We start from the raw sequence: 26464 nt of genomic DNA on the forward strand, positions 1-26464 counted from the left end.
CTTCGCTCCCGCAAGCGGTGCGGCCGCATTCAACCGCGCCTTGCGGCCCAGCCGTGGATCAGCGCGGTCAGCGCGTCCAGTCCCGCGCTCAAGGCCGCCGGCCCCGGCTGCAGGATGATCGGCGACTTGATCTCGTGCAGTTCGCCGTCGCGCACCGCCGGCACCTGCTCCCAACCTGGCCGGGCCGCGACTTGCTCGGGGCGGAATTTCTTGCCGCACCAACTGCCGAGGATCAGGTCGGGCGCGCGCCGCGCCACTTCCAGCGGGTCGGCGAGGATGCGGTCGCGCGCCAGCGGCATCGCCGCGTGCTCGGGGAACACATCGTCGCCGCCGGCGATGGCGATCAGCTCGGAGACCCAACGGATGCCGGTGATCTGCGGCGTATCCCATTCCTCGAAATACACCTTCGGCCGGCGCGGCAGCGCCCGGGCGCGCTCGCGCGCGGCGGCGACGGCCTGTTCGTAGCCCGCCGCCAGCGCCTGGGCGCGGTCGCCGGCGCCGACCAGGGCGCCCAGCCGGCGGATGTAATCGAGGATGCCCTCGACGCTGCGGTGGTTGCTGATCCAGACTTCGACCCCGTGCTTGATCAGCTCGGCGGCGATCTCGGCCTGGATGTCGGAAAAGCCGATCACGAAATCCGGACGCAGCTTGAGGATCTCGCCGATCTTGGCGCTGGTGAAGGCGCTGACCTTGGGCTTGTGCTTGCGCGCCTCGGGCGGACGCACGGTAAAGCCGCTGATGCCGACGATGCGGTCCTGCTCGCCGAGCAGATACAGGGTCTCGGTCGGTTCTTCGGTCAGGCAGACGATGCGTTGCGGGCCCATGGGCGGTCCGGTGGCGAGGCGTGGCTCATTATCCGCCATTCGCCGCGGAGCGCCGTTCCTGCAGGGACGGCTTCCCACGGGGATTTCTTCCGGTCATGTCGCGACAGCCGAAGCGGTGTGCGAGCGTTCTTCCCAAAAGGCCGGGTACGGGCCGCGGACGGACTGCGGCCGGAGCGCTTTCGATCGTCGCTTCGGCTGTCGCGGCTTACGCCGCTCCTACAGGAGGCGGTGGGACGCCGCTCAGAAAAAATCGCGATGGAAGCGCAGCGTCTGCCGCTTGCCGTCGGCGCGGATCGCGACCACTTCGAAGCGCAGGGTCTCCGGCGGCGACACCGTCGCCACGCCGACGTAGTCCAGCAACTCGCCGTCGCGCATCTCGCGCATCGCCAGCGCCTGGTCGCGGCCGAGCAGGTCGCTGGCGACGACCGTCACCCGCGCCGGCAGGGCGACCGCGGTGGCGTCGTCGCCCTGGCGCAGCGAGACCACCACCAGCACCGTGCGTTCGTCGTGGGCGGCGCCGTAGCGCTGCGCGATCGCCGGCGACAGCAGCCGGGTCTGGATCGCGCTGGCGCGCAGGGCGATGTCGCCGTCGCGCGCCATCTCGTCGCTGCGCGCGGCGTTCGGATCGGGCGCGACGCGCGAAGACGGTTCCCGGCCGCAGCCGGCCAGCCCGGCCAGGACCAGCGTCGGGATCAGCGCCAGGGCCAACGCGCCGCCGCCGCGCTTCATTCGTTCGCCGCCGACAACTGCCGGCCGCGCTCGGTCGCCGCGGCGATGGCCCGGTCGACCAGGGTGCGGAAACCGCCGGCTTCGAAGGTCTCGATCGCCGCCTGGGTGGTGCCGCCGGGCGAGGTCACCCGCGCGCGCAACACTTCGGCCGGCTCGTCGCTGCGGGTCAGCATGGTCGCCGCGCCGAGCAGGGTCTGGCCGACCAGGGCGCGCGCCGCCTCGGCGCTGAGGCCCTGCGCCTGGCCGGCCTGCTGCATCGCCTCGGCGAGCAGGAACACATAGGCCGGACCGCTGCCGGAGACCGCGGTGACCGCGTCCATCTGCGCCTCGTCGGCGATGCGCACGGTCGGCCCGACCGCCGCCAGCAGGTCGGCGGCCTGGTCCAGGCGCGCGACCGCGGCGGCGTTCGCGTACAGGCCGGTGATGCCGGCGCCGAGCAGGGCCGGGGTGTTGGGCATGGCGCGCACCACCGCGGCCCCGCCGCCGAGCCAGCGGTCGAGCTGGCCGGCGGTGATGCCGGCGGCGATCGATACCGCCAGCGGCGCCTGCGCGCCGGCCAGGCCGGCCAGGCCGGTGCAGACCTCGCGCATCACCTGCGGCTTGACCGCCAACAGCCAGACCGCGGCGCCGTCGGCGGCGGCGGCGGCGTTCTCGTGGACCTCGACGCCGAAGTCGCGCTGCAGCGCTTCGCGCAGCGCGGCCACCGGTTCGGCGACGCGAATCTGCGCGGCGGGCACGCCGCGGGCGACCAGGCCGCCGATCAGGCTGCGCGCCATGTTGCCGCCGCCGATGAAGGCGACCGGGCCGGGTAGGGGAGAAGACTGGGTCATGAGCGAACCGTGCGGGAAACCGCCGGCAGGATAGCAACCGCCGCCGCCCGCCGGCAGCGCCGCCGGCGGCCCGCGCGAGGGCGTCGCGGCGGGTTGCATTTACGCAACCAAACCGGCCGGCGCGCCGCCGGCGCCGGCCTCGCTCAGGCCGGCCGCGAGCGCGCGCCGAACAGCGCGGTGCCGATCCGGACCAGGGTCGCGCCCTCGGCGATGGCGACCGCGAAGTCGTCGCTCATCCCCATCGACAAGGTGTCGACGCCGGCGTGAGCCTGGGTGAGCGAGTCGAACAGCGCCTTGCTGCGGCGGAACGCCGGACGGCGCAGCTCCGGGTCCGGGTGCGGGGTCGGAATCACCATCAGCCCGCGCAGTCGCAAGCTCGGTTGCGCCGCGATCGCCTGCGCCAGCGCCGGCACGTCCTCGGGCCGGCAACCGTGCTTGCTGGCTTCGTCGTCGATATTGACCTGGATCAGTACGTTAAGCGGCGGCAATTCGACACTGCGATGGCGCGCCAACGCCGTCGCCAGCTTCGCCCGGTCCACCGTCTGCACCCAGTCGAAGCGAGCGGCGGCGGCCGCCGCCTTGTTCGACTGCAGGTGCCCGATCAGATGCCATTCCAGGCGTAGGTCGGGGGCCGCGGCGGCCAGCGCGGCCTGCTTGGCCAGGGCCTCCTGGACGTAGTTCTCGCCGAACGCGGCCTGTCCCTGTCGGGCCAGATTCGCGACCGCCGTCTCACCCTGGGTCTTACTGACCGCAAGCAATCGAGGTACCGGCCGTCCCGCGTCATGCGCCGCTCGCGCCAACTGTTGCAAGATGTCGTGCAGTACGTGCTCGTGCACGTGGGGTTCCTGTTCGAAAGGGCTGGATCGATGGCGCCGTTGGAGGGCTATACTGCCTCTCGGGGGTGGTCGGGTTCCAGCTTGAAGTTGCAATCGGGCCCCTGGGGCTGGCTTTTTACCGATCCGTTGACGGGTCGCTGCAGTGCGGGGAGCACTCATGGATATCGCCGAACTTCTGGCGTTTTCGGTCAAGAACAAAGCATCCGACTTGCATCTGTCGGCGGGCCTGCCGCCGATGATCCGGGTCGACGGCGACGTGCGCCGGATCAACATCCCGGCCCTGGACCACAAGCAGGTCCATGCGCTGGTCTACGACATCATGTCGGACAAGCAGCGCCGCGACTTCGAAGAGTTCCTCGAGGTCGACTTCTCGTTCGAAATTCCCGGCCTGGCGCGCTTCCGCGTCAACGCCTTCAACCAGAACCGCGGCGCCGGCGCGGTGTTCCGTACCATTCCCTCGGAAGTGCTGAGCCTGGAAGACCTGGGCTGCCCGCCGATCTTCCGCCAGCTGATCGAACAGCCGCAGGGCCTGATCCTGGTCACCGGGCCGACCGGCTCGGGCAAGTCGACCACGCTCGCGGCGATGATCGACCACATCAACAAGAACGAATACGCGCACATCCTCTCGGTCGAGGATCCGATCGAATTCGTCCATACCTCGCAGAAGTGCCTGATCAACCAGCGCGAGGTCCACCGCGACACCCACGGCTTCAACGAGGCCCTGCGCTCGGCGCTGCGCGAAGACCCCGACTACATCCTGGTCGGCGAGTTGCGCGACCTGGAGACCATCCGCCTGGCGTTGACCGCCGCGGAAACCGGCCACCTGGTGTTCGGCACCCTGCACACCTCCTCGGCGGCCAAGACCGTCGACCGCATCATCGACGTGTTCCCCTCCGGCGAAAAGCCGATGGTGCGCTCGATGCTGTCGGAGTCGCTGCGCGCGGTGATCTCGCAGGCGCTGCTGAAGAAGGTCGGCGGCGGCCGTACCGCGGCCTGGGAAATCATGGTCGGCATCCCGGCGATCCGCAACCTGATCCGCGAGGACAAGGTCGCGCAGATGTACTCGGCGATCCAGACCGGCCAGTCCTACGGCATGATGACCCTGGACCAGCACCTGCAGGACCTGGTCAAGCGCGGCATGATCCTGCGCCCGCAGGCGCGCGAGTACGCCAAGGACAAGCGGTTGTTCGACTGACCGCGCGCGTCGGCGGCGCCGTCGGCGCCGCCGGCCGATGCGATCGGCCAGGACGCAACAGGCCACGGCCGGCACCCACGAATTCTCTTTATCGCTTTACACCTCCAAAGGAGGTCGTCAGATGAACACTCCCGCTCCCAACGCCCCGGCCAGCCCTGCGACCGGCGCCATCGACTTCACCTCCTTCCTCAAGCTGATGGCGCACCAGCGCGCCTCGGACTTGTTCATCACCGCCGGCATGCCGCCGTCGATGAAGGTGCACGGCAAGATCAGCCCGATCACCCAGAACCCGCTGACCCCGCAGCAGAGCCGCGACCTCGTCCTCAACGTGATGAGCCCGCAGCAGCGCGAAGAGTTCGAAAAGACCCACGAGTGCAACTTCGCCATCGGCGTGACCGGCGTCGGCCGGTTCCGCGTCAGCTGCTTCTACCAGCGCAACCAGGTCGGCATGGTGCTGCGCCGGATCGAGACCAAGATCCCCAGCGTCGAAGAGCTGAACCTGCCGCCGATCATCAAGACGCTGGCGATGACCAAGCGCGGCATCATCATCTTCGTCGGCGCCACCGGCACCGGCAAGTCGACCTCGCTGGCGGCGATGATCGGCTACCGCAACCAGAACTCGACCGGCCACATCATCACCATCGAAGACCCGATCGAGTTCGTGCACCGCCACGAGGGCTGCATCATCACCCAGCGCGAAGTCGGCATCGACACCGACAGCTGGGACGCCGCGCTGAAGAACACCCTGCGCCAGGCGCCGGACGTGATCATGATCGGCGAGGTGCGCACCCGCGAGGGCATGGACCACGCCATCGCCTTCGCCGAAACCGGCCACCTGGTGCTGTGCACCCTGCACGCCAACAACGCCAACCAGGCGATGGACCGCATCATCAACTTCTTCCCCGAAGACCGCCGCGGCCAGCTGCTGATGGACCTGTCGCTGAACCTCAAGGGCGTGGTCGCGCAGCAGCTGATTCCGACTCCGGACGGCAAAGGCCGGCGGGTGGCGATGGAGATCCTGCTCGGCACCCCGCTGGCCCAGGACTACATCCGCGACGGCGAGATCCACAAGCTCAAGGAGCTGATGAAGGACTCGGTGCAGCTGGGCATGAAGACCTTCGACCAGAGCCTGTTCGAGCTGTACCAGGCCGGCGAGATCAGCTACGAAGACGCGCTGCGCTACGCCGACTCGCAGAACGAAGTGCGCCTGCGCATCAAGCTGGCCCAGGGCGGCGACGCGCGGACCTTGTCGCAGGGGCTGGACGGGGTCGAGGTGGCGGAAGTGCGTTGAGCCCGCGCTGAGGATGCGAATACGAACAACCCGGCTTCGGCCGGGTTTTTTCTTTGCGTGCCGTGTGCTTTCTATCTGCGTAACCGCACGAATCGAAAAATTCACCCGTGACCGTCTTGAAAGGTGAGACCGCAAAGCGTGATCATCGCCACGGGCTCAAGCCCGACTCGGTCGCTCTGCACAGGACCAAGGACGTTCCAACCGCTACCGCGGCTCCTCTTCATCGGATGACCTGTCATGGCGCATAGCGCATTGCTCCGCTTCGTATTCCTCGTCTGCGCGACGTTGGCGATTCTTTTGCTTCCCGGCGTCTCGCACGCGGCCGACCAGTACTGCGCCATCCGCTATATGCCGGGGCAGGAGACGGCGTGTTTCAATACCCTGGGCGAAGCCGAGAGCTACATCAGGACCGAGCCGAGCGAGCCTCGAGGCAACTCCCTCCTTCAAAGAGCGTCCGAGCGCGTGGCTGCGTCCGGCTTGGTCAACTATGAGTACAAGGTCGAAAGGCGGGCCATAGAGACGTTTGTAGGGGACTTCTACAAGGCGGGCTCGCTGTTGGGTAGCGTGACCTGCGATTCCAAGGTGCCTGGCGTGGCGGCGCCGGACGGCTCGATCTGGTGTGACGACGAAACCGCAATGGCCGAGAGAATTCGTCGCTCTTCGGCTTATGGCGATTCATATCCGCCGGGCTTTTATGTCGGAAGCTACGATCTTTCCACGCCGCAGCGATGGACGGTCTATTACAACGGGTATCTCTACCTGTCTCGAAACACGCTTCCCGAGAATAAGCGCATATACAACGTGCAGCTGACGTCCTCGGCGACCCACGAATGGTCCATCGATCGTTTCGACTGGTACAAATGTCCCGCGCTGTTTTCGGGTATCGCCGATCATACGACGAGCCAGCCGCCGCAATGGCCGATGGTTTGCCATAACTCGGCCACCGCTTCCATCACCAAGAAATCTGCGCAATACGATTCATGCTGCAAGGACGGTAACCCCGCCGTTGCGGCAACCGGCAACAAGGAATATCGCGAAACGGATTTCGATTGGGAGGGCGATGCTTTCGTGCGCGCCTACAATTCGATCAGGGATTTTTCTCTGAGATCTGGGCTGACCGACAACTGGGCGCATTCGTTCTCGACGCGATTGCTGATGTTCGACGGCTGGCCGGAGGTCTGGATCACGCAGGATGGCTATTTCGAGTACTTGACCTGGAATCCTTCGACCTCTTCTTATGGGTCGGCCAATCGGCCGGGCGTCGTCGTCGTCAAAGAGCCGGACGAGGTGGCCGCAGTGCGCGGGCGCTGGCGTATTTCGTCCGCGTCGGACGAATTGAAGTGGTTCGACGACCAGGGGCGCTTGACCAGCTTTGACCGCTCCGGCCGGGTCTATCGCCTCGATTACTGCACCGCGGCCGATGTGCAATCGGGCGCGTGCTTGGCCGTGGGCGATTTGCTCAGGGTTCGCAGTCCTTCCGGCCGAGCGCTTACTTTCTCGTACGCAGCGGCTATGGCACCGCAAGTCGGCGACAACGGTATTCGTCTGGCGCGGATCAGTGCAGACGGAATGATTCTCGCAGAGTACGTTTACGATGCCGCTGGACGCCTGACTCATGCCAGCAAGGCGGGAGCGAGTGCGGGTGAGGGCAGCGAGTACCTGTACGCCGAGACCGCCCATCTTTGCCGGATCGCGAATGGCAGTGCCATGCCAGGATGCAATGCGGCGTTGTTCGCGCATCACCTGACCGGTGTCGTCGATGAGAACGGTCATCGCTATGCCACCTACAGCTACGATGAGCTGGGTCGGGTGACGATCAGCGACCATGCGGGCGGCGCGGGCAAGGTCACCTTGAGCTACGACGCTGCAGGTGGAGCCACGGTGACCCTACCCACCGGATCGGCCAAGGCTTACACCTTCTCGACCGGAGTGTTTCGTCAGCCGACGGTGGTCGCGATGTCCGTTACCGACGGATCGGTGGCGGGCACCACGACGGCCTCTTATTCGAACGACCGTCGACAGTGGAGCCAGGATGCGCGCGGTACGCGCACCCAGTACGCTTACGATCATTTTCACGAAACCAGCCGCAAGGCTGGACTTACGGCCAATGGTAGTGCCACCGCGGTCACGCGGACCATGCAAACGGATTGGGTTCCGAATTACGCGTTGCCCAGCGAACGGCGCACCCTTGATAATGCCGATGTGCTGGTCGCCAAGTCCAAGTGGACCTACAACGACCGCGGCCAGCGCCTGACCTCGACCCAAGTCGACCCGGCTACTAGCGCCGAGCGCACCACGACCACCAGTTACTGCGAAGCGGCGGACGTGGCCGCGGGAACGTGCCCCATCGTCGGCCTGCTCAAGTCGGTCGACGGCCCGCGCAGCGACGTGGCCGATGTCGCCCGCTACACCTACTACGCCAGCGACGACCCGGCCTGCGCGACCGCGCAGGGGACCTGCGCCTACCGCAAGGGCGACCTGTGGAAGGTCGCCGACGCGCTCGGCCATGTCACCGAGTACCTGCGCTACGACGCCGCCGGCCGCCTGTTGTCGAGCAAGGACGCCAACGGCGTGGTCACCGACCTGGAGTACTACCCGCGCGGCTGGCTCAAGGCCAGCAAGGTGCGTGGTACCAACGCGGCGTCCGAAACCGACGATGTCATCACCCGCTACGAGTACGACCTGATCGGCCAGGTCAAGAAGGTCATCCAGCCCGACGGCGCCTTCGTCCGCTACGACTACGACGCGGCGCACCGCTTGAGCGACGTCTACGACAACGCGGGCAACCGCATCCACTACACCGTCGATGCCGCCGGCAACCGCACCCAGGAAGACACCCGCGACGCCAATGGCGCGCTCAAGCGCACCCTGTCGCGGATCTACAACCAGCTCGGCCAACTCAAGACCGCCAAGACCGCGGACGGCCACCCGACCTCGTTCACCTACGACGCGGCCGGCAACGCCGACCTGACCACCGACGCGCTGAACCGCAGTATCGACAACGACTACGACCCGCTGAACCGCCTGGCCAAGACCCTGCAGGACGTCGGCGGCATCAACGCCAAGATCGAGTACCAGTACGACGCCCTCGATCGCCTGACCCAGGTCAACGACCCGAAGGGCCTGAACACCACCTACGGCTACAACGGCTTCGGCGACCAGGTCCAGCTGTCGAGCCCGGACACCGGCGTCACCACCCGCACCTTCAATGCCGCCGGCCAGGTGGCGACCAAGCAGGACGCCAACGACGCAACCCCGCATACGTATACCTACGATGCGCTGGGCCGGCCGAAGACGGTGTCCTACGGCAGCGGTGCGAACGACGTCGAATACGACTACGACACGGTCAACGCGGCGTGCACGACCGGCGAAACCTTCGCGGTCGGCCGGGTCACCGCGATGCGCACCGAAGGCACCGAGCTGAAGTACTGCTACGACCGCTTCGGCCGGGTGGTGCGCAAGGTCCAGTCGGTCGACGCCCAGTCCTTCACCCTGCGCTACGCCTACACCCCGGCCGGTGAGTTGAGCGCGCTGACCTACCCGGACGGCGCAGTCGCCGACTACGTGCGCGACGCCCAGGGCCGCATCGTCGAGATCGGCGTGACCCCGGCCGGCGGCGTGCGCAGCGTGCTGCTGAATAACGTCGGCTACCTGCCGTTCGGCCCGGCCACCGGCTGGACCTACGGCAACGGCCGCAGCCTGAGCCGCAGCTACGACCTGGATTACCGCGCCAAGACCGTCTTCGATCCGGCCGCCGGCGGCCTGTCGTTGGCCTACGGCTACAACGAAGTCGGCGAACTGACCGAACTCAAAGACGGCCTGCAAAGCGCCTTCCTGGCCAAGTACGACTACGACGCCCTGGGCCGACTGAAGATCACCCGCGACGGCCCCACCGGCACGCCGCTAGAGACCTACGGCTACGACGCCACCGGCAATCGGACCAGCCTGCTGCGCGCGGGCACGACGACAACCTATAGCTATCCGGCCACCAGCCATCGCCTGACCGACGTGGGCGGCATCGCCCGCGGTTACGACGCGGTCGGCAACACCACCAGCATCGGTGGCGCAGGCAAGGAGTTCGTTTACAACGCTAACGACCGGATGAGTCAGGTGAAGCTGGGGGGCGTGGTGGCGCGCAGCTACCGCTACAACGCCCAGGGCGAGCGTGTCGCTGCGAGCAATGGCGCCAGCGGCCCGGTCGCGGTTTACACGCTGTACGACGAAGCCGGACATTGGATTGGCGATTACGATGCCAACGGCGCGGCCAAGCAACAAGCCGTTTGGCTAGGCGATGCACCTGTTGGTGTTCTTGCCGGTGCAAGCGCTGCGCAGAAGCTGCATTACATCCAACCCGACCATCTGGGTACCCCGCGTACGGTGATCGATGCGGCCCGCAATGTCGCCATCTGGAACTGGAATTCCAAAAGCGAAGCCTTCGGTATTGACGCGTCCAATCAAGACCCGGATCAGGACGGTATCGCTTTCTTGTTCGATATGCGATTCCCCGGTCAGCGGTATGACATGGTCGCAGGGATGAATTACAACTATTTTAGAGACTATGATTCCAGTGTTGGGCGGTACATAGAAAGCGACCCTATTGGCCTTGGGGGTGGGCTCTCAACATTTAGCTATGTTGGAGGGAGTCCTTTAAATCGTACCGATAGTAGTGGGCTTTTGATTAGCGCTCAAACTGGAAGCGTGGTAAGTGGTGAAAATACCATTGTGTGCGATGGAAAAGGTGGAATGAAGATTTTTTTGGATGACAGGTTCTTGTTTAGTGATTGGCCTTGTCTCATCGATTGTGCAAGGGTTCATGAGCAAACACATCTGAATGATGCTGTCCGTATTTCTCCTTATGCGTGCTCAGGCGAGGCAGATAGGACCGGATTGTTCTGGGACGAGGCGGACAGGCTTGGGTCTGAGAGAAAGGCGCATGAGGCAGAGCGCTCTTGCCTTAGATCAAAGCTTCGTAATATGAGTTGCGACGATAAGTGTGAAGTTGATATTGAGAGAAGGCTTCGAGAACTCGAAATTGAACTTCTGCCTTACTATAGGAAGGGGCAGGATCCTTACGTCGCGAATCCTGTATACAATAAGTGAGGCATAAATGAATGTCGCGAGGATATTTGCTTTTCTGGTCTGCTTGATGTCTCCGACGATATCTTTTGCCGGGAAACTAGAAGTCTCGGTCGACTTGGTAGCGAGTAGGACTGCTCCAAAGCTGAATGTAAAGATTGAAAATGGATCTTCACAAAAGCTTGTGGTGTATAGGAATTCTCTTCCTTGGGTAAATCGCCCTGGAAATTTCGTGTTGCGGGCCTTTAGGTTTGATGCGGATTTTTCTCTGGTTCCAACTGGTGGGGGGGTGAGTAGTTTGATTGGGGTTCAAGAAATTCCTTCCGGCGAGGCAGTGTCTGGTGTAATAGATCTTTGCTCTCGAGTCAGAGGGCTTGATTACGAGTCAAGCAAGGGTGCTCTTGTGTTTCTTTGGGCATATCAACTTAGGTCGCCAGTGGATGTGGATTCTGGTATATATTCGGGGTCTTTTATATTAAATGGGGCCACGGATTGCCAGGGCAGGAACTGACGGGGCTACCATTAACAATTGGATAACACACGAGTGAAGGGCCCAAGAAACCGGGTCAGAGCCCCTTTCATAGAGCCGGAAATGAAGGGGCGTTGCAGCATGGGAAGTCCGAGCGGGAGAAGCAGGTTTGTACAAGTTGAGTAATTACCCGACACCTGGGCCTCGGTAGAGGCGGTCAGGCGACGAGTTTCTCAGCTTCGGTCTCGACTGTCTCCTCGGGTTCGGGAACGATGGGGGGCAGGGCTTCCAGTTGTAGGGCCTCGCGCAAGGCCATGGTCGGCGTGCGACCCTTGAGGCGGTAACCTTGGTGGCTGCGTTCGAGGTTGTAGTAGCGCAGGAAGGCGTCGAGGTCGCGCTGGATTTCGGCCGGGGTGATGTACCAGGTCTGGCGACCGGCGACGCGGAAGCATTCGTCGAGCAGCGTGCGGTTCATTCGCTCGACAAAACCGTTTGTGCGTGGTGTGGCGATGCGTGTTGTGCGGTGCTCGATGCCTTCCATGGCCAGTAGCAGTTCGAAGGGATGTTGCTCGGGTTTGCCGCAGAACTCGCGACCGTTGTCGGTGAGGATGGCCTGTACGGGCACGCCGATTGCGTCGTAGAACGGCAGCACGCGATCGAACAGGGTGTCGGCGGCGGTTACCGGCATCTTGCTGGTATAGACCTTGGCAAAGGCCAGCGAGCAGAAGGTGTCGGCCACGACCTGCACGTAGACCTCGCCGACGCCCTTGAGTGAGCCCCAGTAAAAGGTGTCCTGGCAGAGCAGTTCGCCGGGAGCGGAGGATTCGACGTGCTGTTGTGGGATGGCGTCGCTGCCGGCCTTCTCCAGTAGACGCAGTTGCGCTTCGGAGAGCACGAAGGTGGTTTCGCGAGCCTGCGCTTCCAGACGCAGCAGGCGCTTGTGGCGAGTGAGCAGATCGTGGCGCTGCCACACGCCGCGCACGCCCGATGGACTGACTTCCACGCCTTGCAACCGCAGTTGGTTGGCGACGAACTGAGAGCCTTTGGTGGGAAAGTTGAGGCAAAAGTCGAGGATGGCCTGCTCGACTTCAGGCGAGACGCGGTTGGGATGGGGCCCGCGTGGGCCGCGGCGCTGCTCGACCAGGGCGGCAACGCCGCCGGTCTGGAAGGCGCGCTTGATCTCGTAGAAGGAGTCGCGGTGATAGCCCATCAGCTGACAGGTCTTGGAGACATTGCCGAGTTCCTCGGCCAGTTGCAGCAAGCACAGCCTGCGCTTGGTACGCTGGGATATGGCGGTCATCTGGGTGCTCCGGTTCGGTTGGACAGGTGTGGTAACCACCAATCTACCGAAGGCCCAGATGCCCGCCCTTTTCATGCGTAGAAAGGGCGGACTGTCGGGTAAACACTCAACTCACACAGAGCGGAGCATCCCGAAGCGCAGTAAGGCGTGACCTCAGTTGGACGCGGTCAATCGCGCCAGATGCTGTTCTGGCACGTCCACTAGCTCCCACTCAAGCGGATGATCGTCAGCTTCGATCAGAACCTGATCCGCGCATCAAACCGAACTCCCCCTGTCGCATCCCCGGTCCGCGCATCCAACCGCCCGAAGCCGCCCAGGCTCCAGGACACGCCGCCCTGGTCGAAGCGCAGGCCGGTGCCGCCGCTGAGGCTCTGCAAGCCGTCGCGGTCGAAGTTGAGGCTGCCCTGGGCGTAGGCGTCGAGGGCCTCGTCGATTTCGTGGGTCAGCGTCGCGTTGACGTTGGCGTTGCGCAGGCCGTTGGGGTCGAAGTGGATCGCGGCGTCGAGGTCGAAGGCGTTGACGGTGCCCAGGTCGAGGTGGGCGGCGGCGTTGAGGCCCAGGCCGGGCGTGGCGCCGTTGCCGAAGGGGCCGGCGGTGAAGCCGAAGCGCGCCGAGTCGAAGGCGTCGGCGACGCCGATGTGGCCTTGCACGGTCACCGTGCCCGGAGCCGGGGCGTAGGTCGCGGACAGGGCGCCGGTGATGTTGCCGTCGTAGCTCAGGCCGAGTTCCAGGCCGATGGCGTTGATGTCGGCGTTGGCGATGTCGGCCGGGTCGAAGCCGGTGATGGCGAAGCTGGGCGAGAACACGTTGAATTCTTCGACCGCGGGCGCGGCCGGCAGGCTCTGCGCGACTTCGGCGTAGTTGGCCGGGGTCGAGACCACGCCGCCCAAAGCGTTCAAGGACGAGAAGTCCAGGGCCGGCGCGTCGACCGCCATCGCATTGAGCTGCGACAACGCGCTCACCGCGATGCTGAGGTCGACCGGAGCGGCTTCGACCAGCGAGGGCGTGGGGACCCCGCCGAGCGCGGAGATGGCCTCGGCCAGCTGCGATTCGGCGACTTCGTTGGCGGCCTGGCTGTGTTGCGCCGAACTGGCCGAGCTGGCCGAACTGGCCGAGTCTCGCGATGAAGCGCCCGATACGCCGGAACTTGCGTCTGCCATGAGCGGTTCCTCCCTGGATGAGTCCGGCTTCGCGCCGGCCTTGCCTCGTATGAAAACGTTTTCAGTCGATCTTCAGGCTACGCTCTGAAGGGGGCGGCGGGTATCTGGGGCCGACCCTAGGCGCAGCGGGCCAACCCGGCCATGCCGAGCGAGCCGTCGCGGCCGAGCGGGGCGTCGGTCCGGTTTCGCCACAGCGGTCGCGGCCGCATCCGCACCGGGTCGCAGTCCGCACTGCGTTCCCATTTCCGTCGCCCTGTTGCCTAATGCACCTGCCGCGCGGGATGCCGGCGATGAGGCGATAGCGAACCACCGGCGCCGTGCCGGCCGGGATGGACGATGGCGAATGTATTGATCCTGGGGCCGCGCGCTCCGGCGGCTCTGGAACTGGCGCGCAGCTTCGCCCATGCGGCGTGGACGGTGCATGTCGCCGACAGCGTGTCGTGCCGGCTCGGGGCCTGGTCGAACGCGGTGTTCCGGGCGCATCGGTTGCCGTCGCCGCGCGCGGACGCAGCCGGTTTCGTCGCCGCGCTGTCGCGCATCGCCGCGGCGCAGCGCATCGACCTGATCGTGCCGACCTGCGAGGAGGTGTTCGCCGTCTCGCGCTACCGGCAGGCCTTGCCGCGCTCGCTGCGGGTGCTGGCCGAGGACTTCGACACCCTGCGTGCCTTGCACAGCAAACGGCGGTTTCTCGAACTGGCGCGGGACTGCGGCGCGCGCGTGCCGGACAGCGTCGCGGTGACGAGCCTGGAGCAGGCGCGCGAATGGGCCGGCGACCGGCCGCTGGTGCTTAAGCCGGAGTACTCGCGTTTCGGCGTGCACGTGCGCCTGTATCCACAGGGGCTGCCGGCCGACGCGCCGCCGCTCGGGCTGGAGCAGACCTGGGTCGCGCAGCGTTTCCAGGCCGGCATCGAACTGTGCTCTTACGGCATCGCCGACCGCGGCCGGTTGCTGGCGCATGCGGTGTACCGGCCGGCCTACCGGCTGGCGCGCAGTTCCAGCTTCTATTTCGATCCGCAGCCGACCCCCGCGATCCGCGAGTTCGTCGCGCGCTTCGTCGCCAGGCTCGGTTTCAGCGGCCAGATTTCCTTCGATTGGATCCTCGGCGCGGACGGCGTGCCGACCGTGCTGGAGTGCAATCCGCGCGCGGTCAGCGGCGTGCACCTGTTCGCACCCGGCGCGCCCTTGCCGGCGGCGCTGATGGGCGCGGACATGGCCTGCATCGACGCGGGCGCGGGTCGGGCGCGGATGATCGCGCCGATCATGCTCGGCCCGGGTCTGGTCCAGGCCCGGCGCGACGGCCGCGGCGCGCAATGGCGGCGCGACTGGGCGCGCGCCGAGGACGTGCTGTCGCCGCCGGGCGATCGCGCGCCGACCTGGGGCGCGCTGGTCGACGTGGCGGCCTATGCCGGCGTCGCCCTGCGCCGAGGCTGCAGCCTGCGCGAGGCGGCGACGCGCGATATCGAATGGGACGGCGAGGATCTGCCCGAGCTATGAGCGCGGCGACGACAGGCTCGGTGGATGAATTCAATCGCGCGTCGGCGGCGTTCGCGCAGTTGCACGTCGGCAGCGACTCGAAGCGCTATGTCGCCAATCTCGCCACCCGGGTCGAGATGGTGAATGTGGGCGAGCTGAGCCTGCCGGCGACGATCAACGAAGACGAGCCGGACAATGCCTGGGTCTGCTCGCCGCGCACCGCCTACGCCGATTACGCCGCCGAGGAAGCGATCCGCTACGCCCCGCGCTGGGCCGCGCCTCTGCTGCGCCGGCTGGGCCGGTTCGGCGCGCGCCGGCTGCAGCGAGCGCGGATCGACCGCGCGGTCGCGATCAACAACTGGCTGCTGTCGACCAACCTGTATCCGCCGCTGGCGGCGACGCCTTTGCCGCAGTTGCTCGATGCCGCACGCCAGCGCTGGCCGCAGCATGCGCTGTGGCTGCGCTCGCTCAACGAGCGCGAGCACGGCGACTGGCTGGCGCGGCTGCAAGCGCTGGGCTTCGAACTGATCGCCAGCCGCCAGGTGTATCTGTACCGCGACGTCGCCAGCCTGGCGCGGCGGCGCCACAACCTGGCGATGGACTTGCGCCTGACGGCCAAGCATCCGGGGCGCGCCGGCAACGGCGAGATCAGCGAGGCCGACTACGAACGCGTCGCCCACTTGTACCGGCGCCTGTACCTGGACAAGTATTCGGCCTGCAATCCGCACTATCGCGCCGAGTTCATGCGCCAATGGCACCGCCAGGGACTGCTGCATTTCGACGGCTTCCGCGACCGGGACGGGCAACTGCTGTGCGTGGCCGGGCAGTTCCGCCTCGGCGGCTGCCTGACCACGCCCATCGTCGGCTACGACACCGGCCGGCCGCAGCGCGAGGGGCTGTATCGGCTGGCCACCGCTTGCACCTTCGAGCACGCGCTGCGCAGCGGCGAGACGATCAACTTCAGCGCCGGCGCGGCGCACTTCAAGCGCCTGCGCGGCGGCGAGCCGGCGATCGAGTACAGCGCGGTGTATGCACGGCATCTGCCGCGCGCGACCCGACGCGCGATCGCCTTCCTGGCCGCGGCGACGCGGCACCTCGGCGTGCCGATCATGCGCCGGTTCGCGCTGTGAGCGGCGAGGGCGCGCGATGAGCGACTGGCACCCCAGCCATGCCTCGCGCTGGTTCGCCGCGCTGTGCGCCGAGCGGTTGCGGCGCACGCCGGTCGCGGTGCGCTTGCTCGACCGGCCGGTGGTGCTGGCGCGCACCGGCGATGGCCAGGCCTTCGCCCTGGAAGACCGCTGCCCGCACCGGCATGCGCCGTTGTCGGCCGGTTGCGCGACCGGCGAGGGGCTGGCCTGTCCGTACCACGGCTGGCGCTTCGACCGCGACGGCCGCCTGTGCGAGATCCCCGGCCTGCCGCCCGATGCCGGGTTGCCGGCGGTGCGCGTGCGCCGCATCGCCGTGCGCGAGCACGACGGCCTGATCTGGCTGCGCCTGGACGGCCGCGACGAGGGCGAGCTGGCGCCGTTGGTGCGCGAGTTCGGGCCCGGTTCGCGGCGCTTCCTGTGGCAAACCCGCTGGCCGGCGCACGTGGTCGATGCGGTCGAGAACTTCCTCGACCCGTTACATACGCATTGGATCCATCCCGGCCTGGTCCGGCGCGGCGGCGCGCGCAGCGAGGTGCTGGCGCGGTTCGCACCGAACGCGGACGGGTTCGAGGTGAGCTATCGCGGCCAGGCGCGGCAATCGGGCTTGTTGTACCGGCTGTTCGAGTCGCCGCGCGACAGCGAGCGCGCGCGTTTCGATGCGCCCGGCAGCGCGCAGATCGAGTACCGCTACCGCAACGGCGGCACGGTGCGGATCAGCCTGCATTTCAGCCCGGAAAGCGCGGCGTCCACGGCGGTGTTCGCCAGCCTGCACGTGGAGAACCGCTGGGCGCCGGCCTGGCTGGTGCGGCGGCTGGTGTGGCCGTTTCTGAAGCGGGTCAACGACCAGGACGCGCGCATGCTCGGTTTGCAGTCGGCCAATCTGCGCCGCTTTCCCGGCGTGCGCGGCGCCTCGACCGAGCTCGACCTGGTGCGGCCCTGGGTCGAAGCGTTCTGGAACGACGGCGCGGCGCCGCCGGCGGCGCCGCGCGAGGTGCGGATGCGGTTGTGACCGCGCCGCGGGTTCAGCGGCGCGGGACCTCCCGCAAACGCTGCAGCGCGGCCGGATCGATCGGTTCGCTGCGTTGGGGCGAGGTGTCTTCGTTCAGCGAGAACGGCTTGCCGTCGCCGAAGCGCAGCTCCGGCCAGCGCGGCGGCACCGCCTCGACCTTGCCGGCCCGCATCGCCGCTTCCAGCGCCTCGGTCCCGCGCTCGCGGGTGCCGATGAAGCTGCGCGCGGCCACGCCCCAGCGCCCGCCGTCGAGGGCGTAGAGGGCGCAGGTCGAGCCGTACTCCTGGATTTCGCACAGCAGGTATTCGCGCATGCCGTCGCGATCCAGGTCCGGCGCCATCAGCACGCAGCGCGCGTCCTCGCGCAGGCAATCGGGCGTGGACAGCTTGCGCTCCAGCACCGCTTGCAGCCAGACCGGTTCGACCGGGTCGACGCCGGGGGCGCGCGCGATCCTTCGCAAGGCGTTGGCGGCGGTGCGCGGCGCCTGTTCGCGCCGGTCTGCGGGGCTGTACCAGGGGCTGTCCATCGCGATCGCCTGGGCCAGCGCTTCGCGCGCGGCCGGGGCGGCGAACTTCGGCTCGCGACGCAACGCGAGCAAGGCCTGGTAGCCGCGGCGGCCGCTGTAGAAACGCAGATGCTTGAGGTCGAAATCGACGACCGTGGCGCGGCCGTCGCGCAGGCGCGCGAGCTGGTCGCCGACGCTGAGCCGGTGCGGGTCCAGCAGCAACGAATTGGCCGCGACCGCCAGCGCCAGCGCGATCAGCGAAACGATCACGTTGACCCGGGCGATGCCGTGCAGCCAGCCGCGTCGCGGGCGCAGCGCGGCCCAGGCGTAGCCGCAGGCGTAGGCGGCCAGCAGCACCGAGGCCAGCAGGGCCCAGAAGCGGTCGCCGGTCCAGCCGTACTGGACGATGCGCAGGCCGAGCGCATACAGGCCCAACCCGGCGTAGATCGGCAGGCTCAGCAACGCGGCGTCGACCACCCGGCGCAGCGCGCGCGGATAGGGCGGCTCGCCGCTGCCGTCCTGGAACACGGCATTGACGAACAGCACCAGCAGTGCGATCACGCACATCAGGATCAGCGTCGCCGCGCGCGTGCGCCATAGCGCCTCCAGGCCGGTGAACGGCAGGCTCAGCACGAACAGCACCGCGACCAGGGCCAGCAGCGGCAGCAGGCCCTTGAAGATCGCGAACAGCACCTGGCGCGCGATCTGCACCGGCTTTTGCTGGGTACGGCCGACCAGCAGGCCGAGGCCGGCCATCAAGCCGCTGACCGGCCAGGCGAAGCCCGGTTGCACGAACAGCTCGGCGAACATGCCGATGCCGATCAGCTTGAACAGCACCGCGCACAGGCCGAGCACGCCCCAGCAGATGGCGACGAAGACCCCGGTCAGGGCCAGGGTCAGCGCGTTCTGCCAGCCGTGCTCGAACAGCGCCTGATACGGCGCGCACCAGCGCCGGTGTTCGATCCGGCATTGCAGATAGGGCAGGGCGATGAACCAGGCGATGGCCAGGCTGACCGCGAACGGCGCCAGCACCGATTCGGTCTCGATCTGCGGCGCGCCGGTGGCGCTCCAGGCGGCCCAGGCCCCCAGCGCGCCGACCAGCAGGCTCAGGCCGACGGTCTGCTGCCAGAAGCGCGCATCGCGCAGGCCTTGCACGCTCAGCAGCATCGCCGTGGGCACCGCCAGCAGCAATGCGTACAGGGCGATCGGCAGACCGCTGCCATCGAGCGCGGCGGCGTAGCGGCCGGTGAGGTACAAGGCCAGGCCTTGCAGCACGGCGACGGCGACGATGAACCAGCGGGTGGCGCGGGGCAGTGCTGCGGGAGACGGATGCATCCTGGATCCTGGCGATGGCGCGGACGACGCACCGGTGCGCCGGCCTGGCGGCCGCTCGCGATGTCGTCCATGACGTGCGCGGCCATGGTAGATCAGTTCGGGCTGCGATCTTCGTTGCGCGGGGGCGGACGGGTTGGGGTGAGGGATGGTCGCTGGGCGGAAGCAGAGCAACCGCAAATCCCCCCTGGCCCCCTTTTCAACCGGGGAACGGCGTGTGGTCTCTGCAGGGAGGGGCGGTCTGCGGCGGGCGGTGCCGGTCGACCGCGATCGGGGCGGGAGCGGCTGGCGCGAAGCGGGAGGGTGCCTGGCCGGGTTCCTATTCCCCGCCGCCCGCATCGACCTGTTCGATCGCCAGGTCCTCGCGCCAGCGCTGGGTGTCCAGCGGCCGCTCGGCGACGGCGTCGCCGGGGCGGGTCTGCACCCACAGCATGCAGCAGCCGGCATAGGACTTCAGGTAGCTGCTGCGGAACGCGATCACCGTCGCCGCGTAGCAGGCGCGCGGCGTGCGCACGCGGGTGGTCGCGGCGAAGTCGAAGCTGTAGTGGCCGGCGCCGTGCCAGGGCCAGACGTCGTCTTCGGCGGGCGTGCCCGGCGGCGCCGGGCAGCGCGCCTCGGGGGCGGGCTGGCGCTGGCTGCCGTCGCGATTCAGGCGCACCTGCGCCAGGGCGCGATCGGCGGCGACGGCGAAATCCGGATCGGCGTCGAGCGCCGCCTGTTCGGCATCGTCGCGGCGCGCCTCCGCGCCGGCCGGCAGCACCCGGTGGCGGTAGCGGTAGCGCAACACCAGGGCCGGAGCGGTCGCGCCCGCGGGCGGCGCCGGCGACATGGCGCGTTGCAGGGTCAGGGTATCGCGCCCGTACACGCCGTCGCGGTAGGCGGCATAGCTGCGGCCGTCGATGCGCAGCCAGTACAGCGCCTGGTCGCCGCCGCGGCCGTTGATCGAAAAGCTCGCGCCGCGGTCGGCGTAGCCCGTCGCGGGATCGTTGCGCAGGGTCGAAATGTAGCTATACAGGCCGGTGCCGCCGACGTACTGATCGACGATCAGGTCGCGATGGCCGTCCTGGTCCAGGTCCAGAAAAGTCAGGCCGGCGCCGCCGTTCTCCGATTCGATCGCGATCGCGCCTGTCTTCCAGGCGGCGAGGAAGGCGCGCCACTCCGCATCGGACAGGCCCGGCGGGCGCTTGCGTTCCAGCGCGCCGGCCTCGTCGCCCGGTTCGACCCGCAGTTCGATCCCGCTGCGGTCGACGTAGCGCTCCAGCGCGCGATCGATCGGCATCGGCTCGTCGGCGGGCAGGGCGGCGATCTGCCCGGCCAGGCGTTCGAGCAGGCCGCGCGCATCGGCCGGAGGGGCGACGAGCGTCGGGCCGGCGACGGCGGCTGCGGCCACCCCGGCGGCGATCAGCGCGGCGGCGCGGGGGCCGCAGCTCATTCGGCTGCGGTCCGGCGCGGGGTCTTGGCCGAGGCGACGGTGGCGCCGCCGGCCAGGCGCTCGGCGCGGCGCCAATACGGGCCGATGGCTTCGATACGGCGATAGGCGGGGCAGCTGTCGCGGTGCGCGCCCGGCAGATAGCTCAGGCTCATCAGGAATTCGCCGGTGATCTCGCCGCCGGTGAAGCGGAAGCTGCGCTTGAACAGCTTGACCCAGCCGGCCTTGTCGCGCGGCCGGCCGTCGAGCAACTGGTGCGCGTCCAGCCACTGGGCGAAGCCGCCGTGGCTGGCGCGCAGGCCCTGCACCACCCCGGCGTTGTGGATCGCCGCGTCGACTTTGAGCCGGTTGCGGATGATGCCGGGGTCGTCGAGCAGACGCAGGCGGTCGGCTTCGCCGTAGGCGGCGACGCGGTCGACGTCGAAGCCGTGGTAGGCGCGGCGGAAGCCCTCGCGCTTGCGCAGGATGGTTTCCCAGCTCAGCCCGGCCTGGTTGATCTCCAGGATCAGGCGCTCGAACAGCTCGGTTTCGTCGCGCTGCGGGAAGCCGTACTCGCGATCGTGGTAATGGCCGTGGACCGGATGGCCCGGGGCGATGTCGCAATAGCCCGACATGGAAACCTCGTGGGGGAGCGCGGGCTTGGATTGTGGTGCGCCGCGCAAGCCGAATCCAGGGCCGTACCGCGGCGGCGGCCCGGGGCGGCGGCCGGGACGGCGCGGCCCACGGTCCGCCGGCGCGCCCGGATCGCCGAAACGTGCGCCGGCCAGCGCCGAATTCACCCCGGGCAGGCTAGAATGCGAGCCATGTCCGCCATGCCCACACCCCTCGCGAACCAGGTCCTGATCGCGCTGCCCGCGCTGGCCGACACCAATTTCTCGCGCAGCGTGGCCTTGATCTGCCAGCACGACACCGACGGCGCCATGGGCATCGTCGTCAACCGTCCGTCCGAGTACACCCTGGGCGAGGTGTTCGGCCAGATGGGCGTGGACGGCGGCGACGAGAAGCTGCGCGCGCAGATCGTCCTGGCCGGCGGCCCGGTGCATCCGGAGCGCGGTTTCGTTCTCCACGACGGCGGCACCCGCTGGGATTCGACTCTGGTGATCGGCAGCGACCTGTTCCTGACCACCTCGCGCGACATTCTCGAAGCGATGGCCAAGGGCGAGGGCCCGTCCAACGCGATCGTCGCCCTGGGCTGCGCCGGCTGGGGTTCGGGCCAGCTCGAGCACGAAATCACCGAGAACGACTGGCTGACCGCGCCGGCCGACGCCGAACTGCTGTTCCAACTGCCGCTGGACGCGCGCTGGCACGCCGCCGCCGGCCGCATCGGCGTCGATTTCGCCCACCTGGCCGACTACGCCGGGCACGCATGAGTTCGGCGGCGATTCGACGCGACGGCACCGTCCTGGGTTTCGATGTAGGCGCGCGGCGCATCGGCGTCGCGGTGGCCAGTGCGTTCGGCCACGGCGCGCGCGCGCTGGCGGTGATCGACGTGCACGGCGTCGGTCCGGACTGGAACGCGATCGACCGCCTGCACAAGGAATGGCGCCCCGACGGCCTGATCGTCGGCGACCCGATGACCCTGGAGGGCGGCGACCAGCCGGCCCGCGCCCGCGCCCACGCCTTCGCCCGCCAGTTGCGCGCCCGCTACCGCCTGCCGGTGGTGCTGGTCGACGAACGCTCCAGCTCGATCGAAGCCGCGCACCGCTTCGCCGCCGACCGCGCCGAGGGCCGCAAGCGCCGCCGCGACGCCGAGGCGCTGGACGCGGTGGCCGCCGCGGTCATCGTCGAACGCTGGCTGGCCGCTCCCGACGACGCCACCGATATCGAACACGTTTCCAACGCATGAACACGACCGCTCACGATTCCCCCGGCTCGCGCCACCTGCTGAGCCTGGCCGACGCCACGCGCGAATCGCTGGAGGCGCTGCTGATCCGCGCCCAGGCCTTCGCCGAAGGCCACTACGACAGCCGCGCCCTGGCCGGCATCGCGGTCTGCACCCTGTTCTTCGAGCCCTCGACCCGGACCCGGCTGAGCTTCCAGTTGGCGGCCCAGCAGCTCGGCGCGCACGTACTCAACTTCGACGCCTCGACCTCGTCGACCAGCAAGGGCGAAACCGCGCTCGACACGCTCAAGAACATCGAGGCGATGGGCGTGCGCGGCTTCGTGGTCCGCCATCGCGAGGACGGCGCGGTCGCCGCGCTGGCGCGGCAGGCGCGCGCGGGCAGCTGCCTGGTCAACGCCGGCGACGGCCGCAGCGCGCACCCGACCCAGGGCTTGCTCGACATGCTGACCCTGCGCCAAGCCAAGGGCCGCGATTTCTCCCGCCTGCGCGTGGCGATGGTCGGCGACGTCAAGCATTCGCGCGTCGCCCGCTCCGACCTGCAGGCCTTGCGCGCGCTCGGCGCCGGCGAAATCCGGGTCTGCGGCCCGGCCTCGCTGCTGCCCGACGACGGCACCCTGGACGGCTGCATCGTCACCGACGACCTCGACGCGGCGCTGGACGGCGTCGATGCGGCGATGATGCTGCGCCTGCAACGCGAGCGGATGGAAGAAGGGCTGGTGTCTTCGCTCGAGGACTACCATCGCGACTACGGCCTGACCGCGGCCCGACTCAAGCGCGCCGCCGCCGACGCGGTGGTCATGCACCCCGGCCCGATGAACCGCGGCGTGGAGATCACCGACGAGGTCGCCGACGGCCCGCAGTCGCTGATCCTGACCCAGGTCGCCAACGGCGTCGCCGTGCGCATGGCCGTGCTCGAAGCCCTGCTCAAGGGCTGAGCCGCGGCGCAGGATTTCGGTCGCGGCCGCGCCTCAGCGCGGCCGCGGCGTTTTTGCCCGAAGGAGAACGCAATGATCGTGAAAGACAGCAACGGCACCGCACTGGCCGACGGCGACTCGGTGCTGGTGATCAAGGACCTCAAGGTCAAGGGCACCTCGGTGACGCTCAAGCGCGGCACCTTGTGCAAGAACATCCGCCTGACCGACGACGAAGAACTGATCGAGTGCAACGTCGACAAGGTCAAGGGCCTGGTGCTGCGCACCGAGTTCGTCAAGAAGGCCTGAGCGGGCGGAGCTGGGGATTGGAGATCCGGGATTGCCCGCGCGCTGGCGCGGTGGCGTGAGCTTGCGCCGGACACGGTTCGCAATATCCGGGTCCGCTCTTGCGAATCCCGGGGCCCGAGTCCCGAATCACCCGTCCCGCCGCTGCAGCCACAGCCAGTCCCAGAACTCGGGCGTGGCGTAGGCGGGGTCCCAGGCGTTGTGTTCGGCGTCGGCGAATTCGGTGTAGCGGGCGCTGGAGCCCGCGCGATGCAGCGCTTCGACCATCTCGCGCGAGCGTTCCGGCCGCACGATGTCGTCGCGGGCGCCGTGGAAGATCCACAGCGGCGTCGAGGCCAGCCGCTGCGCCGCTTCGTCCAGCGTCGTCACCCCGCCGAGCGCGGCGATGCGGCGCGGATTCCAGCCGTGCGGCGGGTCGAAGCCGCCGCAGATCGGGGCGACCGCCGCGAACCGCTCGGGCCGCATCAGCGCCAGCTCGTAGCTCAGGAATCCGCCCATCGACAGGCCGGTCAGCAGGATGCGTTGCGGGTCGGGATCGAACTCGGCTTGGGCGTGGTCGAGGATCGCCAGCGCGGTGAACGCGTAATGGCCGGGGTCGTCGCGGTCGGCATGCATCTGCGGAAACACCGCGAGCGCCGGGAAATCGTCCATGCGCGCGCGGATCACCGGACCCAGTCCGACCTCGAGTTGGCGCCGGTTGTCGTCGCCGCGCTCGCCGGAACCGTGCAGGAACAGGATCAGCGGCGGCCGCTCGCCGCCGGCCCGGCGCGAGGGGACGAACACCTGATACCGATGCAGCGCGCCGTCGGCGAGCAGCAGTTCGCGTTCCAGGAAACAGCCGTGTTCGCGAAGATCGGGCATGGCGGCGGACTCGTGGGCGGCGGCGTCGAGCGCTTGGGTTCGCCGCTGCGGCGGGATACGGGCTGCGAGCATCATCGGCGCGTGCGGCCGGCCGATCCAGGACCTGCGTCGCGGCCTGCATCCATGAGGGGGCGCCGGAAAGGGGGCGTCCGCGTTGCGGCTGCCACGTTCGTCGAGGTAACACCGTTGTAGCCGCCACGCGGTCGCGACTTGCGTCGTTCCTACCCTGGTACGCGGCCTTGGGGTAGGAGCGGCGCAAGCCGCGACCCATCGCAGCGATGTACGCAGGCGCAGCACCAAGACCGGCCATGTGGTGGGTCGCGGCTCACGCCGCTGCTACAAGAAGCTGCGCCGCCCCTGTAGGAGCGGCGTGAGCCGCGACGGCGAAGCGGTGTGCGCCAGCGTCGCCTCGAAGCGTGCGCAGCCAGGACAGCACCAGCGCTTCGGCAGAACCCGATCGGCGCTGCTCGGCCGCCCGACGGCGATGCCGCGGTATCGGCGCAGGCGCATCGATCGGCCGCGTGAACGCGATCGCCTCAACGCAGCAAGATCAGCGTCGCCAGGCCGAGGAAGCTGAGGAAGCCCATGACGTCGGTGAGCGTGGTCAGGATCACGCCGCCGGCCAGGGCCGGGTCGAAGCCCAGGCGCTTGAGAGTCAGCGGCACCAGCACGCCGCCGGCGGCGGCGGTCAGCAGGTTGATGGTCAGTGCGGTGCCGATCACCAGCGACAGGCCGGGCTGGCGGAACCACAGCAGCACGATCAGGCCCAGGCCGACGCCGAGGCAGAGGCCGTTGATCAGGGCCACCGACAACTCCTTGCGCAGCAGGGTCCAGACGTTGGACGCGCCGATCTGGCCCAGGGCCAGGCCGCGGATCATCAGCGCCAGCACCTGGGTGCCGGCGTTGCCGCCCATGCCGGCGACGATCGGCATCAGCGCGGCCAGGGCGACCAGTTGGGCGATGGAGTCCTCGAACTGGCCGACCACGCTGGCGGCGAGGAAGGCGGTGCACAGGTTCACCGACAGCCAGATCAGGCGGCGCCGGAATGCGCGCCGGACCGGGCTGAACAGATCCTCGTCCTCGTCCAGGCCGGCCGCGCTCAGGGCCTGGTGCTCGGCCTCCTCGCGGATGATGTCGACCACGTCGTCGATGGTGATGCGGCCGAGCAGGATGTTGTTGTCGTCGACCACCGGCGCGCTGATCCAGTCGTGGTCGGAGAACTGCCGTGCGACTTCGCCGGCCGTCTCGCCGACGTCGATCGCCGGCTGCTCGTCGTCGACCAGCTTGTTGATCGCGGTGCCGGGCTCGTGGGTCAGCAGCGCGGCCAGGGCGATCCGGCCCAGGTACTGGTGGCGGCGGCTGACCACGTACAGATGATCGGTGTGCTCGGGCAGCTCGCCGCGCAGGCGCAGGTAGCGCAGCACGACCTCGATGGTGGTGTCGGCGCGCACCGTCACCACGTCGGGGTTCATCAGGCGGCCGGCGGTGTCCTCGGGATAGGACAGCACCTGCTCCAGGCGCTCGCGGTTCTCGCGGTCCATCGACTTGAGCACTTCGTCGATGACCGTATCGGGCAGATCCTCGACCAGGTCGGCGAGGTCGTCGATGTCGAGGTCTTCGACCGCGGCGACGATCTCGTCGGTGTCCATGTCCGCGAGCAGGCTTTCGCGCACCTCGTCGCCGACGTGGACCAGCACCTCGCCGTCGTCCTCGGGGTCGACCAGCCCCCACACCACCACGCGCTTGCCGGGCGGCAGCGATTCGAGCAGGTTGCCGATCTCGGCCGGCGAGAGGGTGTTGACCAGGCGCCGGACCGGGCCGAGGCGGCCGCTGTCGAGCGCATCGGACAGCAGGCGCAGCTGACGCGCGGTCTTGTCGTGGCGGACGGCTTCGGCCATGCGGTACTTCCTCGCAGGTGACGGACGCGGCCACGAAGC

At 68.1% G+C, this 26464-nt stretch carries 20 protein-coding genes and 1 pseudogene; 10 read left to right on the top strand and 11 right to left on the bottom strand.

All coding sequences use genetic code 11. The features are described 5' to 3' along the window. Window positions 1-29 precede the first annotated feature (29 nt). The 4 genes from AC3A57_RS16940 to AC3A57_RS16955 all read right to left on the bottom strand — a co-directional run bounded on the left by AC3A57_RS16940 (window position 30) and on the right by AC3A57_RS16955 (window position 3219). Complete coding sequence (locus AC3A57_RS16940; RefSeq protein WP_487579998.1) at window positions 30-824, bottom strand: cobalamin-binding protein; 795 nt, start codon at window positions 822-824, stop codon at window positions 30-32. Window positions 825-1064: 240 nt separating this feature from the next. Then, complete coding sequence (locus AC3A57_RS16945) at window positions 1065-1553, bottom strand: DUF4426 domain-containing protein (protein WP_487579999.1); 489 nt, start codon at window positions 1551-1553, stop codon at window positions 1065-1067. After that, window positions 1550-2383, bottom strand: coding sequence for a pyrroline-5-carboxylate reductase (gene proC, locus AC3A57_RS16950; protein ID WP_487580000.1), 834 nt, complete (start codon window positions 2381-2383; stop codon window positions 1550-1552). The genes AC3A57_RS16945 and proC overlap by 4 nt, the downstream gene beginning before the upstream one ends. Window positions 2384-2526: 143 nt before the next feature. Beyond that, window positions 2527-3219, bottom strand: a complete 693-nt coding sequence (locus tag AC3A57_RS16955; protein WP_487580001.1) for a YggS family pyridoxal phosphate-dependent enzyme — start codon at window positions 3217-3219, stop codon at window positions 2527-2529. Between the two features lie 157 nt (window positions 3220-3376). Here AC3A57_RS16955 and AC3A57_RS16960 point away from each other — a divergent pair, with 157 nt between their 5' ends. From AC3A57_RS16960 to AC3A57_RS16970, 3 genes are all read left to right on the top strand, one after another. Then, window positions 3377-4414: a type IV pilus twitching motility protein PilT gene (locus tag AC3A57_RS16960; protein WP_221669545.1), complete on the top strand. Its 1038-nt coding sequence runs from the start codon at window positions 3377-3379 to the stop codon at window positions 4412-4414. 121 nt (window positions 4415-4535) lie between these two features. Beyond that, window positions 4536-5705 (top strand): PilT/PilU family type 4a pilus ATPase, encoded by a 1170-nt coding sequence (locus AC3A57_RS16965; protein WP_487580002.1) that lies wholly within the window; start codon window positions 4536-4538, stop codon window positions 5703-5705. Between the two features lie 237 nt (window positions 5706-5942). Further along, window positions 5943-10805, top strand: coding sequence for an RHS repeat-associated core domain-containing protein (locus AC3A57_RS16970; RefSeq protein WP_487580003.1), 4863 nt, complete (start codon window positions 5943-5945; stop codon window positions 10803-10805). Window positions 10806-11467: 662 nt separating this feature from the next. Here the strand turns inward: AC3A57_RS16970 and AC3A57_RS16975 are convergent. After that, a complete protein-coding gene (locus AC3A57_RS16975; RefSeq protein ID WP_487580004.1) occupies window positions 11468-12550 on the bottom strand; it encodes an IS481 family transposase in 1083 nt (360 codons plus the stop codon). A gap of 236 nt (window positions 12551-12786) precedes the next feature. Continuing rightward, window positions 12787-13710 (bottom strand): hypothetical protein, encoded by a 924-nt coding sequence (locus AC3A57_RS16980; protein WP_487580005.1) that lies wholly within the window; start codon window positions 13708-13710, stop codon window positions 12787-12789. Between the two features lie 336 nt (window positions 13711-14046). On the opposite strand from AC3A57_RS16980, the gene AC3A57_RS16985 reads away from it, so the two are divergent. The 3 genes from AC3A57_RS16985 to AC3A57_RS16995 are packed head-to-tail and all read left to right on the top strand — an operon-like array spanning window position 14047 to window position 17340. Beyond that, complete coding sequence (locus AC3A57_RS16985) at window positions 14047-15204, top strand: ATP-grasp domain-containing protein (RefSeq protein WP_487580006.1); 1158 nt, start codon at window positions 14047-14049, stop codon at window positions 15202-15204. A gap of 20 nt (window positions 15205-15224) precedes the next feature. Then, window positions 15225-16313, top strand: coding sequence for a hypothetical protein (locus AC3A57_RS16990; protein ID WP_487580007.1), 1089 nt, complete (start codon window positions 15225-15227; stop codon window positions 16311-16313). Window positions 16314-16329: 16 nt separating this feature from the next. Next, window positions 16330-17340, top strand: a complete 1011-nt coding sequence (locus AC3A57_RS16995; RefSeq protein ID WP_487580008.1) for a Rieske 2Fe-2S domain-containing protein — start codon at window positions 16330-16332, stop codon at window positions 17338-17340. A 13-nt stretch (window positions 17341-17353) separates the two neighbouring features. Here the strand turns inward: AC3A57_RS16995 and AC3A57_RS17000 are convergent, their stop codons facing one another. From AC3A57_RS17000 to AC3A57_RS17010, 3 genes are all read right to left on the bottom strand, one after another. Then, window positions 17354-19180 (bottom strand): DUF4153 domain-containing protein, encoded by a 1827-nt coding sequence (locus AC3A57_RS17000; protein WP_487580009.1) that lies wholly within the window; start codon window positions 19178-19180, stop codon window positions 17354-17356. Between the two features lie 316 nt (window positions 19181-19496). Then, entirely contained in the window at window positions 19497-20609 is a 1113-nt protein-coding gene (locus AC3A57_RS17005) for a hypothetical protein (RefSeq protein WP_487580010.1), read from the bottom strand. Beyond that, the gene (locus AC3A57_RS17010) at window positions 20606-21220 is read right to left on the bottom strand and encodes a DNA-3-methyladenine glycosylase I (protein ID WP_487580011.1); all 615 of its coding nucleotides are present in this window, start codon (window positions 21218-21220) and stop codon (window positions 20606-20608) included. Before AC3A57_RS17010 ends, AC3A57_RS17005 begins: the two co-directional genes overlap by 4 nt. A gap of 189 nt (window positions 21221-21409) precedes the next feature. Here AC3A57_RS17010 and AC3A57_RS17015 point away from each other — a divergent pair, with 189 nt between their 5' ends. From AC3A57_RS17015 to AC3A57_RS17030, 4 genes and pseudogenes are all read left to right on the top strand, one after another. Then, the gene (locus AC3A57_RS17015; protein ID WP_487580012.1) at window positions 21410-21976 is read left to right on the top strand and encodes a YqgE/AlgH family protein; all 567 of its coding nucleotides are present in this window, start codon (window positions 21410-21412) and stop codon (window positions 21974-21976) included. Continuing rightward, window positions 21973-22452 (top strand): Holliday junction resolvase RuvX, encoded by a 480-nt coding sequence (ruvX, locus tag AC3A57_RS17020; RefSeq protein ID WP_221669533.1) that lies wholly within the window; start codon window positions 21973-21975, stop codon window positions 22450-22452. The genes AC3A57_RS17015 and ruvX overlap by 4 nt, the downstream gene beginning before the upstream one ends. Continuing rightward, window positions 22449-23384 carry an aspartate carbamoyltransferase catalytic subunit gene (locus tag AC3A57_RS17025; protein WP_487580013.1) on the top strand — a complete coding sequence of 312 codons (936 nt, stop codon included), beginning with the start codon at window positions 22449-22451 and terminating at the stop codon, window positions 23382-23384. Before ruvX ends, AC3A57_RS17025 begins: the two co-directional genes overlap by 4 nt. A 66-nt stretch (window positions 23385-23450) precedes the next feature. Next, window positions 23451-23669: pseudogene (locus AC3A57_RS17030) on the top strand (alkylphosphonate utilization protein); the annotation flags it as partial. A 126-nt stretch (window positions 23670-23795) separates the two neighbouring features. Here the strand turns inward: AC3A57_RS17030 and AC3A57_RS17035 are convergent. Then, entirely contained in the window at window positions 23796-24527 is a 732-nt protein-coding gene (locus tag AC3A57_RS17035; RefSeq protein ID WP_487580014.1) for a carboxylesterase family protein, read from the bottom strand. A 536-nt stretch (window positions 24528-25063) separates the two neighbouring features. Then, on the bottom strand, window positions 25064-26425 hold the full coding sequence (gene mgtE, locus AC3A57_RS17040; protein ID WP_487580015.1) for a magnesium transporter: 1362 nt from the start codon (window positions 26423-26425) through the stop codon (window positions 25064-25066). Window positions 26426-26464: the final 39 nt, after the last annotated feature.

It is taken from the genome of Lysobacter sp. Soil_C_15 (genome assembly GCF_057657315.1).

What these genes read in the sequence shown, in the direction of transcription:
- AC3A57_RS16940 (WP_487579998.1), bottom strand. Translation starts at nt 824, where the DNA reads ATGGGCCCGCAACGCATCGTCTGCCTGACCGAAGAACCGACCGAGACC.
- AC3A57_RS16945 (WP_487579999.1), bottom strand. Translation starts at nt 1,553, where the DNA reads ATGAAGCGCGGCGGCGGCGCGTTGGCCCTGGCGCTGATCCCGACGCTG.
- proC (WP_487580000.1), bottom strand. Translation starts at nt 2,383, where the DNA reads ATGACCCAGTCTTCTCCCCTACCCGGCCCGGTCGCCTTCATCGGCGGC.
- AC3A57_RS16960 (WP_221669545.1), top strand. Translation starts at nt 3,377, where the DNA reads ATGGATATCGCCGAACTTCTGGCGTTTTCGGTCAAGAACAAAGCATCC.
- AC3A57_RS16965 (WP_487580002.1), top strand. Translation starts at nt 4,536, where the DNA reads ATGAACACTCCCGCTCCCAACGCCCCGGCCAGCCCTGCGACCGGCGCC.
- AC3A57_RS16970 (WP_487580003.1), top strand. Translation starts at nt 5,943, where the DNA reads ATGGCGCATAGCGCATTGCTCCGCTTCGTATTCCTCGTCTGCGCGACG.
- AC3A57_RS16975 (WP_487580004.1), bottom strand. Translation starts at nt 12,550, where the DNA reads ATGACCGCCATATCCCAGCGTACCAAGCGCAGGCTGTGCTTGCTGCAA.
- AC3A57_RS16980 (WP_487580005.1), bottom strand. Translation starts at nt 13,710, where the DNA reads ATGGCAGACGCAAGTTCCGGCGTATCGGGCGCTTCATCGCGAGACTCG.
- AC3A57_RS16985 (WP_487580006.1), top strand. Translation starts at nt 14,047, where the DNA reads ATGGCGAATGTATTGATCCTGGGGCCGCGCGCTCCGGCGGCTCTGGAA.
- AC3A57_RS16995 (WP_487580008.1), top strand. Translation starts at nt 16,330, where the DNA reads ATGAGCGACTGGCACCCCAGCCATGCCTCGCGCTGGTTCGCCGCGCTG.
- AC3A57_RS17000 (WP_487580009.1), bottom strand. Translation starts at nt 19,180, where the DNA reads ATGCATCCGTCTCCCGCAGCACTGCCCCGCGCCACCCGCTGGTTCATC.
- AC3A57_RS17005 (WP_487580010.1), bottom strand. Translation starts at nt 20,609, where the DNA reads ATGAGCTGCGGCCCCCGCGCCGCCGCGCTGATCGCCGCCGGGGTGGCC.
- AC3A57_RS17010 (WP_487580011.1), bottom strand. Translation starts at nt 21,220, where the DNA reads ATGTCGGGCTATTGCGACATCGCCCCGGGCCATCCGGTCCACGGCCAT.
- AC3A57_RS17015 (WP_487580012.1), top strand. Translation starts at nt 21,410, where the DNA reads ATGTCCGCCATGCCCACACCCCTCGCGAACCAGGTCCTGATCGCGCTG.
- ruvX (WP_221669533.1), top strand. Translation starts at nt 21,973, where the DNA reads ATGAGTTCGGCGGCGATTCGACGCGACGGCACCGTCCTGGGTTTCGAT.
- AC3A57_RS17025 (WP_487580013.1), top strand. Translation starts at nt 22,449, where the DNA reads ATGAACACGACCGCTCACGATTCCCCCGGCTCGCGCCACCTGCTGAGC.
- AC3A57_RS17035 (WP_487580014.1), bottom strand. Translation starts at nt 24,527, where the DNA reads ATGCCCGATCTTCGCGAACACGGCTGTTTCCTGGAACGCGAACTGCTG.
- mgtE (WP_487580015.1), bottom strand. Translation starts at nt 26,425, where the DNA reads ATGGCCGAAGCCGTCCGCCACGACAAGACCGCGCGTCAGCTGCGCCTG.